The sequence below is a fragment of the Streptomyces sp. NPDC091649 genome (assembly GCF_044756785.1).
In the GTDB taxonomy this organism is placed as follows: domain Bacteria; phylum Actinomycetota; class Actinomycetes; order Streptomycetales; family Streptomycetaceae; genus Streptomyces.
In genome coordinates this window covers 51,822-68,099 of sequence record NZ_JBIVTR010000011.1, presented here as the reverse complement: position 1 = coordinate 68,099, position 16,278 = coordinate 51,822, and the positions used below count along the sequence as shown (strand labels likewise).

Sequence of the window (16,278 nt, the reverse complement as noted above, 5' to 3'; positions counted from 1 at the left end):
GGCTCTCGTCACCATGTGACGGGCAGGGCGAGCGGGTAACGCCAGATGGACGTCGTGTTCCACGAGACGTCCGCGGGCGGCACGTCCAGACGCAGGGCCGGGAAGCGGGTCAGCAGCGTGGAGAACGCCACCTCGAGTTCCATGGTGGCCAGCGGCGCGCCCAGGCAGTGGTGGGCGCCCCAGCCGAACGTCATGTGCGGGATGGACGGCCGGTCGGGGTCCAGCTCGTCGGGGCGGTCGAATTTGGCGGGGTCCCGGTTGGCCGTCAGGTAGGACACGTGCACGACGTCGCCGGCCTTGATGAGGACGCCGCCGAGTTCCACGTCCTCGGTGGCGACGCGAGGGATGCCGACGCCCTTGCGGAAGGGGATGTGGCGCAGCAGCTCCTCCAAAGTGCGGGGCAGCCGTCGCGGTTCGGTCCGGAGGGATCGCATGAGCTCCGGACGGGTGAGCAGGGTGTAGGCGATGTTGCCGAGCTGGTAGGTGGTGGTGTCCTGGCCGGTGATGAGCAGGACCATCGCCATGACGGCCAGCTCGTCGTCGTCCAGGAGTTCGGCGCCGTCCCGGGCGGTGGCCAGGGTGCTGATGAGGTCCTCGCCCGGGGAGCGGCGCCGGTCGGCGGTCAGCTCCTGGAAGTAGCCGCGCAGCTCCGCCTTGGCGCGTACCGCGTCCTGCTTGCCGGCGGCCCCGACGTTCATCATGGTCATGGCGTGGGCCCGGAGCCAGGGCCGGTCGGCCTCGGGGATGCCGAGCGCCTCGCAGATGGTGATCAGCGGCAGCGGCGAGGACACCCGGGCGACGAAGTCGGCCGGTGAGCCCTCGTCCTCCATCCCGTCCAGCAGCCGGTCCACCACGCGCTGGGTCCCGCCGCGCATCTGCTCGACGCGGCGCGGGGTGAAGCTCTTGGCGACCAGGCTCCGGAGCCGGCTGCTGGCGGGCGGGTCCATGAGGTTGATCGACTCCGCCTGGACGATCGGCTCCGGGGTCATCCGCGGAAAGTCGCGGCCGAGGACGGCGCTGCGGCTGAACCGCCGGTCGGTGGTGACCGTCCGGACGTCCTCGTAGCGGGTGACCAGCCATGCCTCGCCCTCTCCGTAGGCCATACGGATGCGGGACACCGGCTCCTCGGTCAGCAATTGCCTGAGCTGGGGGTCGAACTCCAGCTGCCGCGCGTAGTCGAACGGACAGCTCCGTACGGTTTCCTTGTTCTGCACCGAGGTGTGCTCCACCGAGGTTCTCCCAATGACCGCTTCGAGGAAGGGGGGCGTGTCGGACCGGGACCCGGCACCAGACCTCCCCTCTGTGCCCCGTCACCCTCCGAAACATGTCAGTGACACACCGCGGTCAGTCGATCAGGGGGGCGCACGCCCGGCGCTCGGTCGGCCGGGGCACGCTTCGACGGCCGGGAACGCGGCCCCGTCAGTCCACGGTCCACGACCGGCGCCGGACACGCGGAGCCGGCCTTCGGGGAAAGCGATGCCGCCCGGGAGGGCGGGGGCGGACCGTCCGGGAGGGCGGGGCCGCGTACGGCGCTAACTCAAGCTTGAGGCTGTGGCGTGCGCCTGCCACGACGGTGGGCAACCGTTTGTTGATCTCAGCCGTCATATGCACATGACGACGACGCCTGCCCTCCCCTCCCTCGTGCTGCGCGGCAGCAGTGCCACCGCCCGCTTCGGGGACGGACTCGACTACGTGCAGTGGGAACAGGACGGGCGCGTGACACGAATCCCGCTGGACGCCATCGAAGCGGCCCGCAGCCTCGACCGCTCGTTCGAGGTCGTACTGACGACTGCAGAGGCCGACCGCCCTCCTGCCGTGTACGCGGTTCACGATGCCGGCGCCGCTGCCGTGACCGCGTTCTGCGCCGCCCTGGAGGCCCGCCTGCCCGAGAGAGCGGCCGAAGGACCGCGCGTCGACGGCGAAGATCTGATTGCCGAAGTGCCTGCTGGACACCCCCGAAGGTCCTCGAAGCGCGATCTTGTTGTCGCCGTGATCGCGGTCTTCGCGGTGATCGATGTGACAGTGGCGGTGCTCCGTGAGCCGGCGTGGGCGATCGCGCTGCCGTTCTCTCAGCTCTTCGCGTGCGCGGGGGCGTTCATGGCTCTGACGCTGGGACGAGGCCTGTACGACGCGCTGCGTCTCCCCGAACACGGCATCACGGTGATGGCCGAACTCGACCACTACACCGACAAAACCAAGGTGTACCGGTATGTGGACCAAGACGGCGGGCTGCACTTCTACCGGGAGCCGACCGGCGGGCAGCAACTGGAGCTCAGTTACGACCCGCGCAACCCCAGCCGTGCCTCCGCCCGCCAGTCGCCCTACGGCCAGGTCATGATGGCGCTGATGGCAGTCGTGGGCCTGGGTATGGCCTGCGGCGGACTTGGAGTCACCGGGTACCAGCTCTTCATCGCGTTGCGTGGCTGACTCCGTACGCGCGTGCCGAGCACTTCTCGAACTCGTACCACCGCTCATGACGGGTACTGCTTGAGGCGTCTGAAGCAGATCAGGCTGCAGGCGAGAGAGACGAAGGCGTCGTGGAGTTCGGTGCGGCGTTCCCAGCGCACGGCGGGCCGCTTGAACTGGTGGAGCAGGGCGAAGGTCTGCTCGACGACGTGGCGGAGCTTGCCGGTGCCCTTGATGTTCGGGGATCCCTCGCGTGGATGACAGGCAGGATCCGTCGGCTCCGCAGTGCGCCGCGGTGGGCGTTGGAGTCGTAGCCCTTGACACCGAGCAGGGGCCAAAAGATCGAACGTCTTCTTCGCGGTGGTCATCGCACACCCTTCCCGGACCTGTCCTGCACAGGCCAGCCGATAAGGCTGACACAGCGACGAGATGCGTACAGACGGATTCACGGGAGGCATGTGGAACCCTCTGCACCTTGGAGCAGCCCTGCCGATTCCTTCTGATGTTTTCTTCCGGAGGATCGCGAACTCGTTCGCGGTGGCATTTCGGAAGCTGACCGAGGCCCAGATGATCGACATCCTGCGCAAGCCCCGAACGACTACGCGGCGATGCAGTAGGACGGTCCCGAGAGGTGAGGCTCCGCCCCGGGTGTACCCGATGGGCGGGGCCGTCGACGGGTTGACGACCGCGCGGTCGCTCAGAGCGTGAGCACCGGTCGGGTGGAGAAGTCGTTGTACATGTCCTCTCCGTCCGGTCCATACACGAACTCGGCCATCTCAGGGTTGCGGTGGGCGGTCGCCAGGGGGAGCCAGGCCAGCAGGTGGCCGTAGCCGCCGCACACCGATTCGCCCCCGTCGCCGCCGTGGACCGCGGTGACATTGCCGGTCAGCTCGACGCGGTAGGTGTCGTAGGCGATGTGCAGGCCGAAGGCGTTCAGTTCGTTGTGCGGGCCGGTGTCGTCGCCGTAGGGGATGCGGTCGAGGGGACAGTCCTTGCCCCACCGGAACAGGGTGTCCGACCCTGCGCCGCAGGCATGTTCCCACTCGTCGGAGGTCGGCATCCGCAGACCACGGGCGGAGAGGGCAGCCGGCATGTCGGCCGGGGGTTCGGTCAGGTTCTCGTCCTCCACGGCCATCAGGACGGTCGCCAGGTGAACGTTGCGGGGAACGCTGAGGATGCGGGCGAGGTGGGTCCGCAGATCGGGCCCGTGACCGTAGCCCTGTTCCACGCTCTCGGCGTAGTCGGCGGCCTGCTGCGCAGTCGGCTGCCAGGTGCTGAGGTCGAAGCCCAGGGGCACCCGGCCTCCGGGTATCAGGGCGAACTCCTGCCCCTCCCGCACGATCCGGACGCGGTGCAGCAAGGCACCGAGGTGTTCCGTGGCCTCGACGAGTGACACCCGGCCGCCCACGTGGTCAGCGGCATTCTGGGCGATCTGCCGGGCGGTGACCTCGTCGAAGGTCCGCCACAGGTCGAGAGTGAGATCAGCGAGCGACATGGCCGGCAGTGTGGCATGCGGCACTGACACCGGCGCGGAAGGACGGTCCAGTCGTTCCAGTGCCGCCTTGGCCCTCGCGGATTCAGCCCACGAAGTAGCAGCGTTTGTTCAGAGGTTTGGGCGGCAGTCTGTGATCTTGAGTGCTGAAGTTGTTCATGCGAAATGACGTCGCCGTGGTGAGGTGCCACCGGGGGCATCGTGGAGGCGGACCACGCCCCTGTCGGCGGGCTGAGGACATGAATTCTGGATCCGAGCTCCTGCCGGGCAGGAGCTCTTTGGCGGGAGGTCAAGGTCCCGGACCTACCGAAGGTCTCCGCCCGGCAGGGCGCGGGCGAGGCAGGGCCGGTCTGAACACAGGGATCAATGCCCCAGCACGGCGGCAGGCTTCCACCTCGCACCGGGGCCCTTGCGCTGCCGCTGCCGTGCTCGGGCTCACCGATGAGCTATGAAGGCGCCGGCACGCCGACCGGCCCGGCGACGGAGACTCTTCGCGTCGCCGGGCCGGCTCCGTGCGGCCGGGAGGCCGTTCGGGGCGCCACGGATCCGGAGCCGCGCTGGGCTCACCGGCGGGCCGGGGCGGGAGCGGTCAAACGGCGGCCCGCCGCGCGACCGGGATCAGAAGCGGTCCGGGGAGCGCTCCGGGAGCGGTGAGCCGGGGAGCACGTCCCTCTTCTTGTTCTGCCGCGCCTCCGCGTTGGACCCGGTCGTCGCGTGGCAGGTCACGTCCTTCGCCGGGAGCCTGCCGGTGAGGAGGTAGCGGGTGACCGTGCCGTCCGTGCACGCGTTGCCGCTGGGGTAGACGCCGTGGCCCTCGCCGCCGAGGACGGTGACCATCTTCGACCCCCGCAGCCGGGCGTGCAGGGCCTGACCGCTGGGCAGCGGAGTCTGCGAGTCCCACTCGTTCTGGACGACCAGGGAGCCGGCCTTGTTCTTCACCTCGGTCGCCCGCTCGACCGACCTGTCCCAGAAGGCGCAGGGCTTGATACTGGAGGCGAAGTCACCGAAGACCGGGTAGCGGGCCTTGTCCGCGATGGCGTCCCGCCGGTAGCTCTCCGGATCGCGGGACCACGCGGCCGAGTTGTCACCGCACACCACGGCCCAGAAGCTCGCCGACCCGTTGTCGGCCGGGATCTCGACGCCCGCGCCCGCCGCTCGCCGGCCCTCTGGCCCGGTGAAGGCCGCCAGCTTCTCCGGTGCGACGGGCTTGCCGTCCGCCGCCTTCTTCAGCTCCACGAAGATCTCGGTGGCGAACTGCGGACCGAAGAACTCCGCCCGCATACCGCTGCGGATGTCGTCGCCGGTGATGGGCCGGCCGTCCAGGTCGATCGGCTTCTCGTCGGCCCGCGCGACCAGGTCCCAGAACGTCCGGTCGACCTCCTTCGGGGTGTCGCCGAGGCCGTACTCCCGCGAACGCTCCGCGGCCCACTCGGTCCACCGGTCGAACGCGGGCTCGGCGCCCTCCGCCCACCACTGGATCATGCCCCGCCAGGCGCGCTCCGGATCGACCGCGCTGTCCAGCACGAACCGGTCGGCGCGGCGGGGGAAGAGCTGGGTGTAGACGGCGCCCAGGTAGGTGCCGTACGAGTAGCCCACGTAGCTGATCTTCTTCTCGCCGAGCACCGCCCGGAGCAGGTCCATGTCGCGGGCGGTGTTGCGCGTGGTGATGTGCGGGAGTACGTCACCCGCCTTTTCCTCGCACTTGTCCGCGAACGTCCGCGCCCAGGCGACGTCGTCCTCGAACGTCTCCTCCTTGTAGGGCCGCAGCCAGTGCTCCTCCCCCGGCGCCAGGCCGCAGGAGACCGGGCTGCTCCGTCCCACACCGCGCGGGTCGAAGCCGATGAGGTCGTACGTCCGCCGTGCCGACGCCGGGAGCTCCTCGGCCATCGCCAGCGGCATGAACAGTCCCGGGCCGCCCGGGCCGCCGGGGTTGGAGAGCAGGACACCGTGCCGCTCGCGAGATGCGGTGGCCCTGATCCGGGATATGGCCAGGTCGAGCCGCTCACCGCCGGGATTCCGGTAGTCCAGCGGGACCTTGATGGTGGCGCACTGGAACTCCGCCGGAGCGGCGGCTTCGCACCGCTTCCACCGCGGCTTCTGCCGCGCGTACCGGTCCAGCGCGCGCTTGCCGTCGCCGGCGGGCGCGGAGGCGCTCGTCGCCGAGACGGACGACGAGGGGGCGGCTGGAGCGGCGACGGCCGTCGAGGTGGCCAGCGCGGGGGCGAGCGTGGCTGTGACGCTTACGGCTAACAGGGGTACGAGATGTCGTCTGGCACGCACGTCATCGATCCTTCCGGTCACGGGTTCGGACAGGGAAGATCATTCAGGAAGCGGCCCCGGGAGCGGATCCCCCGCCGGGCGGCACCTCGGCTCCACCTTGGGAATGACGCAACATGCCGGAGTGGTCCGGGAGTTGCAGACGGACGCCAAGGGCTGTCCCGTAATCCCGGGTGGGCCGGCGTGTGGCGTCGGTGGTGGTGCCTCCACGGCATATGGCCGCAACCCCGGGCCCCGGCACCCCTGCTCCGCGCACGGGTCGGGCGGGGAAGGACTCGCAGCGGCGGAAGGCGGGGTCCGCCCCGCAGCGGCCACCGCCGGTCCGTCGCGTTTGCCGGACCCGGGCCCGGGAAGGGGCAGAACGGCTCGCCCCGGGGAGGGGCCGGGCAAGGGGGGCGGACAAGGGGGGCGGAGCCATGTCGGGACTCAAGCGGGCGGCTGCCTGGGCGGGCGGGCTGATGTGCGTCGCGCTCGGGGGCCTGCTGATGGTGCTGGCGGTCGTGGTCGCGACCGGCAGCGGCCTCGACGCATGGACCGCGCCGGACCGCCCGGCCGAGGCGGTGGTGACCGATTTCGTGCGGGTCCGGTCCGGTGGAGGGCCGATCGGAGGCCAGTCCGCGCCACGGGTGACCTACGAGACCGGGGGCCACCGCTACACGTCCCGGCTGCGCGGCACTCCGAAGGGGCGCGACCTGCGCGTGGGCGACACCCTGCGGATCGTCCACCGGGCCGACGAGCCCGGCCGCCCCTATCCCGCGCACTACGCCGAGAAGGGCCCTCCCGGTGGCGGCGACCGGACTCTGGCGGTCGGCCTGTGCGTCTTCTTCGGCGCGGTCCCCCTCGTTTTCGCCTGGCCGCTGATCGTGTTCGCCCGGAGGGGTCCGGAGCCCCGTCCGACGACGTCCGGACGCCATGGGCGTCAGGGGCGGCGGGCGAGCGGTGAAGCTGCCGGCGGCTCCCGTCCATGAAAGGCCGATTCGGGGGTACCAGAACTCCAGCCAGAAAGCTCACGCGACGGGGTGGACGCTATGAACGACCGCATGCTGATGACGTTCTCACCGGACGGTGAGACCCGTACCGATTTCGTCTGCCGACCGGAGAAGGCCGCCGACGCGCGGGACGCGGTCAGCGCGTTCGTCACGCGGCTGCATCCCGCGCCCGCCGCGCACACGGTGCAGAATCTCCTGCTCCTCGTGTCGGAGCTGGTCACCAACGCCGTCCTGCACGCGGGGGCCGTGACCGCGCTGTGGCTGACCGCGGACCACAAGGGCGTCCACATCCGGGTCACCGACCCGAGCCCGGCCCACCCGTGCAGCCGGACGCCCGACCTGACCGGCCGGAACGGCGGGTTCGGCTGGCCGATGGTCCAGCGGCTGGCCCAGGAGGTACGGGTCCACGAGGCGGCCGACGGCGGGAAGGTCGTCCTCGCCACCGTGCCGCGCTGAAAGCATCGTAGGAGCGCCCCTCAACAAGCCCGCGGGAACACCCCTCCACGGGCGGAGCCAGTGCGGGGCCCCGTTCCAGGGGCAGCGCCTCGCTGCCGGGAGCCTGCGCGAACTGGGCCTCAGGTCACGGCGTCGGGCCGGTTCTCCGCCGGGGACTTCGCCGCGGCCGGGGTCTTCGCCGGCGCCGGGGGCTTCGATGAGGTCTTCGCCCGGGCGCCCGTCCGCGCCCCGGCGGCCGAGTGCAGGGAGCGCAGGGCGACCAGCAGGAAGCCGATGTCGTCGAGGTAGACGGGGTCGGGCAGCAGGTCGACCGGTGACACGGTGTAGATGACGGCCGCCCAGACGAGGGCCTTGCTGCGGAGCGGGATCCCGGCGTCGACCAGCAGCTTCCTGGCCCTGAAGACGCGCACCAGCAGCACGACGGTCAGGGCCAGGGTGAGCAGCGCGGCCACAGCGCCGAGAACGAGCCAAGCGGTGGTGTCCATGCCTCATCGTGTACCCACGGGTTCCCGGATGACGAACGCGTGGCGGCGGTATCACCGGTCCGGAGCCGGGGGCCGCACCGTGCGGGGCACGGGGCCGCACGGGGCCGCACGGTGCCGGGCCCGGGGGCGCCCCGGTGCGCGGTCAGGCCGCACCCCGCCCCCGGGCCTCGGCCCGTCGGCGGCTGCGGCGCTTCAGGGCGCGCCGCTCGTTCTCGGCCATGCCGCCCCAGACGCCGGAGTCCTGGCCGTGCTCCAGGGCCCACTCCAGGCAGGCGGCCTGCACGGGGCAGGTCCGGCAGACGGCCTTGGCCTCCTCGGTCTGGACGACGGCCGGGCCCGTGCTCCCGATGGGGAAGAACAGGTCGGGGTCCTCCTCCCGGCAGGCGGCGTGCAGGCGCCAGTTCTCCATGCTGCTCAACTCCGCTCACTCCTGATGTCGGTAGGTGCAGGTCGCTCGGTGTCGCAGATCGCCTGCCGTACGTGTCTTCCGTGCGGGTGACCGACGATCGGCGCCTCAAACCCGTACCGGACGTGCGCGTCGGGCGCCGCTCCCCGGCCGCGCTACGCGTGCGGAGGGCCAGGGGGGCGATGCAGGGCGAGAAGCGCCTGATCGTCCTGGATACGGCCGCCGGTGTGGTGCGCGACGTCCTCGATCAGCAGGTGGAGCGTCCGCGCCGGGGTGGCGCGGGCGCCGGCCGTCGCGCGGTGACCCGTGAGGAAGGGCAGCCGGACGGAGGCGTCGTAGAAGGTCCCGGACTCGTCGCGGGCCTCGGTGACCCCGTCCGTGAAACAGATGAGGGTGGCGCCGGGCGGGAAGGGGAACGTGTCCACCGGGGACGCCCAGGCGCCCAGGGCGCTCATGCCGAGCGGGGGCGCCTCCTCGGACGGTTCGAGGACGGTGGCCCCGCCGTCGGCGTCCAGCAGCACCGGCGGCGGATGGCCCCGGTTGACGACCCGTACGGCGCCGAGGTCCTCGGCGAACTCCACGATCAACGCGGTGGTGAACCCCTCCTCCTGCTCCTGGCCGCCACGCCGGCCGCCCTCGCGCAGGAGGGCCCGCTCCAGTGCGGCCACCAGGCCCGGCAGGTCCTCCGCCTCGTCCGCCGCGTACCGGAAGGCCCCCAGGTCCGCGCAGACCGCGCTCACCGCGCCCAGGCCCTTGCCCCGGACGTCGCCGACCATCACCCGCACCCCGTGCGGGGTGTCCTGGACGACGTAGAGATCGCCGCCGATCATGGCCTCGTCCTCGGCGGGCACGTACCTGGCGGCGATCATGAGCTCGCCGATGCGCGAGGGGGGCCGGGGCAGGACGGCGCTCTGCGCCACGGCGGCGACATGGCGGGCGCGCCGGGTCCGGGCGTCCCGCCCCTCCAGGGCCCGGTTGATGAGGACGGCCAGCACGGTCACGGCCAGAAGGGTGAGCTGGTTGGCGATGCCCCGCTGCCAGCCGAAGGTGTCGTCGACCCAGGCGAGGCCCGCGTGGACGATCATCGCGAGGGCGCCGATCGCGATGATGCCGCGCAGGCTCAGCAGCGGTGCCGCGGCGACCGGAGCGGCTATCAGCAGGGGCGCGGACGTGACGTCCGTCGGGGTCACCAGGTCCAGCACGACGGCCAGCACGACGACGCCCGCCGGGATCCACTTGGCCCTGCGCAGTTGCACCACTCCCCCACGCTGTACGGCATCGGGGCCCGGCGCATCCCGGCGGCCGGGCGTGCCGGACCGGTTCACTCCGGCGGCGGGGGCCCGGGGCGCGGCGCGGCGGCGCACGCGGCGTCCAGCCGGATGCGGTGGGCCATCACGGCCTCGGGATCGTCGATGACGTCGACCCGGACGCCCGGGGTCTCCAGCACCGCCCGGTCCCCGATCTCGGGCGCCGGCACCCGCAGGATGTGCAGGGGCGGTACGCCGGTCAGGGCGTGCGGCGGGTGGTCCAGGGGCACCACCTGGACGGTGACGTGCGGGTCCTTCATCGTCTCGGCGAGGGCGGCCCGCTGTTCGTCCATGGTCTCCCGGTCGCCCACCCGCGTATGGAGGGCCGCGGCCGGGAACAGGGCCCACAGGGCGGCCCCGCGCTCGCCCATGCGGCGGCGGCGCTCCCTCAGCAGCTCGACGCGGCGCTCACCGCGCGCGGGGGTGTCGTCGGGGTACTGCGCGCGGTGGAGCGCGGCGGCGTACGCGGGGGTGCGCAGCAGCTCGGGCACCAGTGCCGGGTGCCAGGTCCGCACGAGACTCGCCGAGGACTCCACGCCGATGACGTCCTGCTGCCAGCTCTCCATCGCGTCCCGCCACCGGTGCCACCAGCCGGGCAGGTTCGCCGCTGCGAGGCCGGCCATGATGGGTTCGGCCACGGCGGGCGGAACGCCGTAGCAGCGCAGCAGTTCGCCGACCTGACGGGCGTCGAGTCCGGTCTCGGCGCGTTCGATGCGCCGGACGGTGGCGGGATGGGCGTCCAGTGCCTCGGCCGCGGCCCGCAGGCTGACGCCCGCGCGTTCGCGCAGCATGCGGAGGCGGACCGCGAGGACACGGTGCTCCACGGTGGGACCTGAACGGGCTCGCATCGGCCTGCCTTCCTCCGGGCTCCGTAGCGGAGCGTCACACACTCTGTCGCTTGCAAAGTATGCGCTTTGCACCGAGAGTGCATACATGTCGGAAATAGTCAGTTGCGCGGAACGTGCCTCCGATGACGGAGGCGTCCAAGGCGCCCGAGGCGCACACAGCTGGTGGGTTCCCCGTTTGCCCGAGGGCGTGCCGGAGGCGCGGCGCCGGGTCCAGGAGGCCATGCGGTCCTGGGACGAACCGGCCGAACGGATCGAGGCGGCGGCTCTGATAGTGACCGAACTGGTCACCAACGCCGTGCAGCACACCAGCACCCGGCGGATCCGCTGCCGGCTCCTGCGCTCCGCGGAGGGCGTGCGCATCTGCGTGTGGAATCGCGGCCGGGGCCGGATTCCGGCACCGGCGTCCCCGTGCGAATCGGCGGGCCTTACCGCCGCCGGGGTCCCGGCGACGGGCGGCCACGAGGACGGTGACCCGCTCGACCGCCTGACGGAGGACGGCCGGGGCCTCCTGCTCGTCGACGCGCTGGCGGCCCGCTGGGGCTCGCGCGCCGCCCTGGCGGGCCGGCTCGTCTGGGCCGACCTCTAGCCTTCCCGCGCGTCTCCACGGCCGGCCGGGCCGGCCCCCCGACGCCCCTTATCCGTGCGATCAGGCGGGAGCGGTGCGGCACTCCGGGTGGCCCCAGCCGTTCGGATTCTTCGCGATCGGCTCCTTGGCCGCGTACGGCTTTCCGCAGTGGCACCGGCCCGCGAAGCGCGCCGCGATCGTGCCGCCGGACCGCCCGCTCCGTGACGCGCCCGCGGCGCCGCGCGCCTTCGCGCCACTCGCCGCCCCGGACTCCGGGCGCCCCTTCGTGGACCGCGCGGGCGCGGGAACCGGCAGAGCCGTGGCGCCGTGCGCCGTACCGGCCGGGCGCTGCACCACCGCGGCCTCGCTGGCGGCCTGGTCGGCGAGCGCGTTCAGCGGGTCTCCGTCCACCTGGTGTGCGGGCACGTAGCGGAAGGCCACCGAGCGGTCGGCGAGCAGGGCGTCGATGCGGGTGACCAGCTCCCGGTTGGCGACGGGCTTGCCGCCGGAGGTCTTCCAGCCGTTGCGCTTCCAGCCCGGCAGCCACTTGGTCACGGCGTTCATGGCGTACTGCGAGTCCATCCGCACCTCGACGCGCACGGCCGGATCGGTGGACTCCAGCAGCTCCGCGAGGGCGGTGAGCTCGGCGACGTTGTTCGTCGCGGTGCCGAGCGGGCCGGCCTCCCAGCGCACGGGAGCCCCCTGCGCGTCGGCGACGACCCACGCCCAGGCGGCCGGTCCCGGATTTCCCTTCGACGCCCCGTCACATGCGGCGATGATGCACTCGTTCATCCCTCGATCATGCCAGCCCCGCATGGCCTCTTCGACCGGCCGCGCGATCCGCGCGACCGGGGCGCGTCGCCCCGACCGACCCGCCACGCTTGACCTCAACCAAACATGAGGTCTTAGCGTTCCGAGTGACCCAGGGGCCGCACGGCCGATGGGATCCGCCGGCCGCCGGACCATCCCGGGGGCCACCAGATTTCGGAGCGCCCCATGGACATGGAAGTAACGGCGTGGCATTCGCTGCACAGCGCGATGAACGCCCAGCAGGACCGCCGGCCCTTCTCCCGGGCGGCATTGCGCCGCATCATGATCTTCGCCCGGCCCCACCGCCGGCGGATCTACCGCTTTCTGCTGCTGAGCGTCCTGACCGCGCTGCTGGCGGTGGCCACCCCGGTCCTCGCCGGGAAGGTCGTCAACGCGATCGTGGACGGCGCGGACACCGGGACGGTCACCCGGATCGCCCTGCTCATCGCGCTCATCGCCCTCGCCGAGGCCGGCCTCGGCCTGCTCACCCGCTGGCTGTCGTCGACCCTGGGCGAGGGCCTGATCCTGGATCTGCGCACCGCCGTCTTCGATCATGTGCAGAAGATGCCGGTGGCCTTCTTCACCCGGACCCGGACCGGCGCCCTGGTCAGCCGGCTCAACAACGACGTGATCGGCGCGCAGCGCGCCTTCAGCAACACGCTCTCCGGTGTCGTCTCCAACCTCGTCACGCTGCTGCTGACGCTCGCCGTGATGCTCACGATCTCCTGGCAGATCACGCTGCTCGCGCTGGTGCTGCTCCCGGTGTTCGTCGTGCCGGCCCGCCGGATGGGGGCCCGGATGGCGGGGCTCCAGCGGGAGGCGGCCGATCACAACGCCGCGATGGGCACCCAGATGACCGAGCGGTTCTCCGCCCCCGGCGCGACGCTCGTCAAGCTCTTCGGGCGCCCGGCCGACGAGTCGTCCGAGTTCGCGGCACGCGCCGACCGGGTGCGTGACATCGGCGTCCGTACGGCGATGGCCCAGTCGGCGTTCATCACCGCCCTCACCCTGGTCTCCGCCCTGGCGCTGGCGCTGGTCTACGGCCTCGGCGGCTTCTACGCCCTGCGCGGCAGCCTGGAGCCGGGGGCCGTCGTGGCGCTGGCGCTGCTGCTGACCCGGCTGTACGCCCCGCTCACCGCCCTCGCCGGCGCGCGGGTCGAGGTGATGAGCGCGCTCGTCAGCTTCGAGCGGGTCTTCGAGATCCTGGATCTGAAGCCGCTGATCGAGGAGAAGCCGGACGCCCGCCGGGTGCCCGAGGGCCCGGTCTCCGTGGAGTTCGACGCGGTGTCCTTCGCCTACCCGTCCGCCGAGAAGGTCTCCCTCGCCTCGCTGGAGGAGGTCGCCACGCTGGACGACCGGGGTGGCACACCGGTCCTGCACGAGGTCTCCTTCCGGGCCGAGCCGGGACAGATGATCGCCCTGGTGGGCTCCTCGGGGGCGGGCAAGTCGACGATCGCGCAGCTGCTGCCCCGGCTGTACGACGCGGACGCCGGTTCGGTGCGGCTCAACGGCGTCGACGTACGTGAGCTGAGCGCCGACTCGATCCGGGACACGCTCGGCATGGTCACCCAGGACGGGCACCTCTTCCACGAGTCGGTGCGGGCCAACCTGCTGCTCGCCCGGCCCGACGCCTCCGAGGAGGACGTCTGGGACGCCCTGCGCCGCTCCCGGCTCGACGGCCTGATCGCCTCGCTGCCCGACGGGCTCGACACGGTGGTGGGCGAGCGCGGCTACCGGCTCTCCGGCGGGGAGCGTCAGCGCCTGACGATCGCCCGGCTGCTGCTGGCCCGTCAGCGGGTGGTGATCCTCGACGAGGCGACCGCGCACCTCGACTCCACCTCGGAGGCCGCGGTACAGGAGGCGCTGGCCGAAGCGCTGGCGGGCCGGACCGCCCTGGTGATCGCCCACCGGCTCTCGACCGTGCGGGCGGCCGACCGGATCCTGGTCGTGGAGGCGGGCCGGATCGTCGAGAACGGCACGCACACCGAACTGCTGGCGGCCGGCGGAAGGTACGAGGAGCTGTACCGCACCCAGTTCGAGCGGCCGTCGTCGGACGAGGGGGCGCGGGTCCAGCCGGTCCTTTGACCGGAGCCCACGCCACGCCGTCCGGCCGGACCCCACCGGCCGGACGGCGTCAGCGCGTGCCGGCCCGGGTGAGGGGCGCCCGTTCGGCGGTCCGCAGCCGCCGCAGCGCGTGGCCGCCGCACCGCCGCCATTCCTTCGGCGACACCCGCGCACGGTGCCCGCCGTTGGTGAGGAGCGCGTTCACCGACGTCATCGGGTCGGCCGCCACGCTCTTGGCCAGCAGCACGCCGACGACGAGCGGGAGCAGCGTGACGGCCAGGGCGGAGCCTGCGGTGGTGACGTGCTGGACGCGGGGGCCGCGCGGCGCTTCGGAGGTCATGCCGTCATCGAACAGCGGCGCGGGAAGCGGAACATCGGGCAACGTACTCAGGGTCGGGGACCGGCATACTCAGGCACGCGCGGGGGGACGCTGAGAGCGGCCGGGACGCGGTTGCCTCCCCGGCCGCCGGACCGCCGAGGGAGCGCCCCGATGGACGACAGCACGAACACCTGTGACAGCGGGGAACCCGGTGGTCGCGGGGAACCGCTCGGCGGCCGGGGACTTCCGGACGCCGACGACGGGCGGGGGCGCCCGGCCGCGGCGGTGTTCGACGCGCTGGGGGCGGAGTACGAAAGGGCCTTCGCCGCTTCGGCCGCTCACCGGGAGTCGCTGGAAAGGCTGCTGGCGGACCTCGCGCCGGACAGCCGGGTGCTGGACGTGGGCAGCGGGACGGGCCGGCCCACGGCGCGGACCCTGGCGGACGCGGGGCACCGGGTGCTGGGCGTCGACGTGTCGCCCGTGATGACCGCGCTCGCGGCCCGGAGGGTGCCGGAGGCCGAGTTCCGGTGCGCGGACATCCGCGATCTGCCTCTGCCCGAGGACGCGTTCGACGCTGTCTGCGTGTACTTCTCGCTGCTGCAGATGTCGCGTGGCGAGCAGGGCGAGCTGCTGGAGCGGCTCGTCCGGTCGCTGCGGCCCGGCGGACTGCTCGTGGCCGCGACGGTGCCGGTGGACGCGGTGGACGTCGACGCGGTGTTCATGGGGCAGCCGGTCCGGGTCTCCAGCTTCGGCGCCGAGGAGTTCACCGCCCTGGTCGCGGGGGCGGGCGTCACCGTGGAGTGGGAGCACAGCGCGCCGTTCACTCCGGATCATCCGGCGGGCGCGCCCGAGCCGCACCTCTTCCTGCACGGCCGTCGCAGCTGACGGCGCGCGGCCCTCGCCCCGGATTCCGGGCGCATTGGCTATCACAAAGAACAAGCCGAATGAATGACATGAGTGGCGCATTCGTGTTTCTTCACGAGAAGGTAATGCGATAGCAAAGTTCTGGTCTATATGATCGACCGTAGTCGTATCCGCGAGGAGCGACCGGAGCGGGTCTCATGACGGCTGCCATCCGGCGAACCGCCAGGTGAGACGCCTCTTCCGTTCCGAACATTCATACGGAAACAGACAGCGCATTCGTCAATATGACCCGACCACACCGCTCCCGGCACCGCCGGATGCAGGAGGCAGGCCACCATGCAATCCCTCGTAGAACACGCCCGGACATTCACCGAGCACGTCGCCGCGAACGCAAAGGACTTCGAACATCTCGCGGACGGCCAGACCCCCGAAGCACTCTTCGTCACCTGCTCGGACTCACGCGTCGTCCCCTCGCTGATCACCGGCGCCCGGCCGGGGCAGCTCTTCGAACTCCGTACCGCGGGCAACATCGTCCCGCCCTATCCGGCGGAGGACCGGCCCACGGGCGAGGCCGCGACCATCGAGTACGCGCTGCGCATGCTCGAGGTGCGCGACATCATCGTGTGCGGCCACTCCCACTGCGGCGCCGTGGGCGCGATGCACCGGGGCGACGACCTCTCCGCCATGCCCGCCGTCCGCCACTGGCTGGCGCACTCGGCGGACGGCCGGGAACCGGCGGCGGACCCGGGCGACCTCCCCGGGGCGATCCAGGCCCACGCCCTCGCCCAGCTCGACACGCTGCGGGGCTACCCCGCGGTCCGGGAACGGCTCACCGAAGGCTCCCTCGGTCTGCACGCCTGGTACTACGAAGTGCACACCGGCTCCGTCAGCGTGCACCGACCGGAGCGCGGGACCGAGTTCGCCCGCCTGTGACGGCTTTCCCTGCCCCCACCCACGCGCACCCGGCCGGGGCCGGGTGCGACCGTACCC

At 72.1% G+C, this 16,278-nt stretch carries 17 protein-coding genes; 7 read left to right on the top strand and 10 right to left on the bottom strand.

Going from position 1 to position 16,278, the window contains the following annotated elements:
• Positions 1-8: 8 nt before the first annotated feature.
• Entirely contained in the window at positions 9-1,229 is a 1,221-nt protein-coding gene (locus ACIQMU_RS19755; RefSeq protein ID WP_352240950.1) for a cytochrome P450, read from the bottom strand.
• 382 nt (positions 1,230-1,611) lie between these two features.
• Between ACIQMU_RS19755 and ACIQMU_RS19750 the strand changes: the two genes are divergently transcribed.
• Positions 1,612-2,427: a DUF3592 domain-containing protein gene (locus ACIQMU_RS19750; protein WP_402689311.1), complete on the top strand. Its 816-nt coding sequence runs from the start codon at positions 1,612-1,614 to the stop codon at positions 2,425-2,427.
• Positions 2,428-2,471: 44 nt separating this feature from the next.
• Here ACIQMU_RS19750 and ACIQMU_RS19745 read toward each other — a convergent pair whose 3' ends face one another.
• The 3 genes from ACIQMU_RS19745 to ACIQMU_RS19735 form a co-directional block, all read right to left on the bottom strand.
• Entirely contained in the window at positions 2,472-2,774 is a 303-nt protein-coding gene (locus tag ACIQMU_RS19745) for a hypothetical protein (protein WP_352240952.1), read from the bottom strand.
• 329 nt (positions 2,775-3,103) lie between these two features.
• The gene (locus tag ACIQMU_RS19740) at positions 3,104-3,901 is read right to left on the bottom strand and encodes a hypothetical protein (RefSeq protein ID WP_352240953.1); all 798 of its coding nucleotides are present in this window, start codon (positions 3,899-3,901) and stop codon (positions 3,104-3,106) included.
• Positions 3,902-4,516: 615 nt separating this feature from the next.
• Positions 4,517-6,178 carry an alpha/beta hydrolase gene (locus tag ACIQMU_RS19735; protein ID WP_402689310.1) on the bottom strand — a complete coding sequence of 554 codons (1,662 nt, stop codon included), beginning with the start codon at positions 6,176-6,178 and terminating at the stop codon, positions 4,517-4,519.
• Between the two features lie 413 nt (positions 6,179-6,591).
• Here ACIQMU_RS19735 and ACIQMU_RS19730 point away from each other — a divergent pair, with 413 nt between their 5' ends.
• Together ACIQMU_RS19730 and ACIQMU_RS19725 are read left to right on the top strand one after the other, a co-directional pair.
• Positions 6,592-7,143: a hypothetical protein gene (locus tag ACIQMU_RS19730; RefSeq protein WP_352240955.1), complete on the top strand. Its 552-nt coding sequence runs from the start codon at positions 6,592-6,594 to the stop codon at positions 7,141-7,143.
• 60 nt (positions 7,144-7,203) lie between these two features.
• Positions 7,204-7,620, top strand: a complete 417-nt coding sequence (locus tag ACIQMU_RS19725) for an ATP-binding protein (RefSeq protein ID WP_352240956.1) — start codon at positions 7,204-7,206, stop codon at positions 7,618-7,620.
• A gap of 119 nt (positions 7,621-7,739) precedes the next feature.
• Here the strand turns inward: ACIQMU_RS19725 and ACIQMU_RS19720 are convergent, their stop codons facing one another.
• The 4 genes from ACIQMU_RS19720 to ACIQMU_RS19705 all read right to left on the bottom strand — a co-directional run bounded on the left by ACIQMU_RS19720 (position 7,740) and on the right by ACIQMU_RS19705 (position 10,666).
• A complete protein-coding gene (locus tag ACIQMU_RS19720) occupies positions 7,740-8,105 on the bottom strand; it encodes a YkvA family protein (RefSeq protein ID WP_352240957.1) in 366 nt (121 codons plus the stop codon).
• A 142-nt stretch (positions 8,106-8,247) separates the two neighbouring features.
• Positions 8,248-8,514, bottom strand: coding sequence for a WhiB family transcriptional regulator (locus ACIQMU_RS19715; RefSeq protein ID WP_352240958.1), 267 nt, complete (start codon positions 8,512-8,514; stop codon positions 8,248-8,250).
• 152 nt (positions 8,515-8,666) lie between these two features.
• On the bottom strand, positions 8,667-9,770 hold the full coding sequence (locus tag ACIQMU_RS19710) for a PP2C family protein-serine/threonine phosphatase (protein WP_402689309.1): 1,104 nt from the start codon (positions 9,768-9,770) through the stop codon (positions 8,667-8,669).
• Positions 9,771-9,832: 62 nt separating this feature from the next.
• A complete protein-coding gene (locus tag ACIQMU_RS19705; protein WP_352240960.1) occupies positions 9,833-10,666 on the bottom strand; it encodes a Scr1 family TA system antitoxin-like transcriptional regulator in 834 nt (277 codons plus the stop codon).
• A 175-nt stretch (positions 10,667-10,841) separates the two neighbouring features.
• Here ACIQMU_RS19705 and ACIQMU_RS19700 point away from each other — a divergent pair, with 175 nt between their 5' ends.
• Positions 10,842-11,252: an ATP-binding protein gene (locus tag ACIQMU_RS19700; RefSeq protein WP_352240961.1), complete on the top strand. Its 411-nt coding sequence runs from the start codon at positions 10,842-10,844 to the stop codon at positions 11,250-11,252.
• Between the two features lie 60 nt (positions 11,253-11,312).
• Here ACIQMU_RS19700 and ACIQMU_RS19695 read toward each other — a convergent pair whose 3' ends face one another.
• On the bottom strand, positions 11,313-12,023 hold the full coding sequence (locus ACIQMU_RS19695; RefSeq protein WP_402689308.1) for a ribonuclease H: 711 nt from the start codon (positions 12,021-12,023) through the stop codon (positions 11,313-11,315).
• A gap of 204 nt (positions 12,024-12,227) precedes the next feature.
• On the opposite strand from ACIQMU_RS19695, the gene ACIQMU_RS19690 reads away from it, so the two are divergent.
• Positions 12,228-14,126, top strand: coding sequence for an ABC transporter ATP-binding protein (locus ACIQMU_RS19690; RefSeq protein WP_352240963.1), 1,899 nt, complete (start codon positions 12,228-12,230; stop codon positions 14,124-14,126).
• Positions 14,127-14,175: 49 nt separating this feature from the next.
• Here ACIQMU_RS19690 and ACIQMU_RS19685 read toward each other — a convergent pair whose 3' ends face one another.
• Positions 14,176-14,445, bottom strand: coding sequence for a hypothetical protein (locus ACIQMU_RS19685; RefSeq protein ID WP_402689307.1), 270 nt, complete (start codon positions 14,443-14,445; stop codon positions 14,176-14,178).
• A gap of 150 nt (positions 14,446-14,595) precedes the next feature.
• Between ACIQMU_RS19685 and ACIQMU_RS19680 the strand changes: the two genes are divergently transcribed.
• Together ACIQMU_RS19680 and ACIQMU_RS19675 are read left to right on the top strand one after the other, a co-directional pair.
• Entirely contained in the window at positions 14,596-15,309 is a 714-nt protein-coding gene (locus tag ACIQMU_RS19680) for a class I SAM-dependent methyltransferase (protein ID WP_352240965.1), read from the top strand.
• A 315-nt stretch (positions 15,310-15,624) separates the two neighbouring features.
• Entirely contained in the window at positions 15,625-16,221 is a 597-nt protein-coding gene (locus ACIQMU_RS19675; RefSeq protein WP_352240967.1) for a carbonic anhydrase, read from the top strand.
• Positions 16,222-16,278 lie beyond the last annotated feature (57 nt).

Coding starts and splice junctions, on each gene's coding strand:
- ACIQMU_RS19675 (WP_352240967.1), top strand. CDS start 15,625: ATGCAATCCCTCGTAGAACACGCCCGGACATTCACCGAGCACGTCGCC.
- ACIQMU_RS19745 (WP_352240952.1), bottom strand. CDS start 2,774: ATGACCACCGCGAAGAAGACGTTCGATCTTTTGGCCCCTGCTCGGTGT.
- ACIQMU_RS19685 (WP_402689307.1), bottom strand. CDS start 14,445: ATGACCTCCGAAGCGCCGCGCGGCCCCCGCGTCCAGCACGTCACCACC.
- ACIQMU_RS19690 (WP_352240963.1), top strand. CDS start 12,228: ATGGACATGGAAGTAACGGCGTGGCATTCGCTGCACAGCGCGATGAAC.
- ACIQMU_RS19725 (WP_352240956.1), top strand. CDS start 7,204: ATGAACGACCGCATGCTGATGACGTTCTCACCGGACGGTGAGACCCGT.
- ACIQMU_RS19695 (WP_402689308.1), bottom strand. CDS start 12,023: ATGAACGAGTGCATCATCGCCGCATGTGACGGGGCGTCGAAGGGAAAT.
- ACIQMU_RS19705 (WP_352240960.1), bottom strand. CDS start 10,666: ATGCGAGCCCGTTCAGGTCCCACCGTGGAGCACCGTGTCCTCGCGGTC.
- ACIQMU_RS19715 (WP_352240958.1), bottom strand. CDS start 8,514: ATGGAGAACTGGCGCCTGCACGCCGCCTGCCGGGAGGAGGACCCCGAC.
- ACIQMU_RS19680 (WP_352240965.1), top strand. CDS start 14,596: ATGGACGACAGCACGAACACCTGTGACAGCGGGGAACCCGGTGGTCGC.
- ACIQMU_RS19730 (WP_352240955.1), top strand. CDS start 6,592: ATGTCGGGACTCAAGCGGGCGGCTGCCTGGGCGGGCGGGCTGATGTGC.
- ACIQMU_RS19720 (WP_352240957.1), bottom strand. CDS start 8,105: ATGGACACCACCGCTTGGCTCGTTCTCGGCGCTGTGGCCGCGCTGCTC.
- ACIQMU_RS19740 (WP_352240953.1), bottom strand. CDS start 3,901: ATGTCGCTCGCTGATCTCACTCTCGACCTGTGGCGGACCTTCGACGAG.
- ACIQMU_RS19750 (WP_402689311.1), top strand. CDS start 1,612: ATGACGACGACGCCTGCCCTCCCCTCCCTCGTGCTGCGCGGCAGCAGT.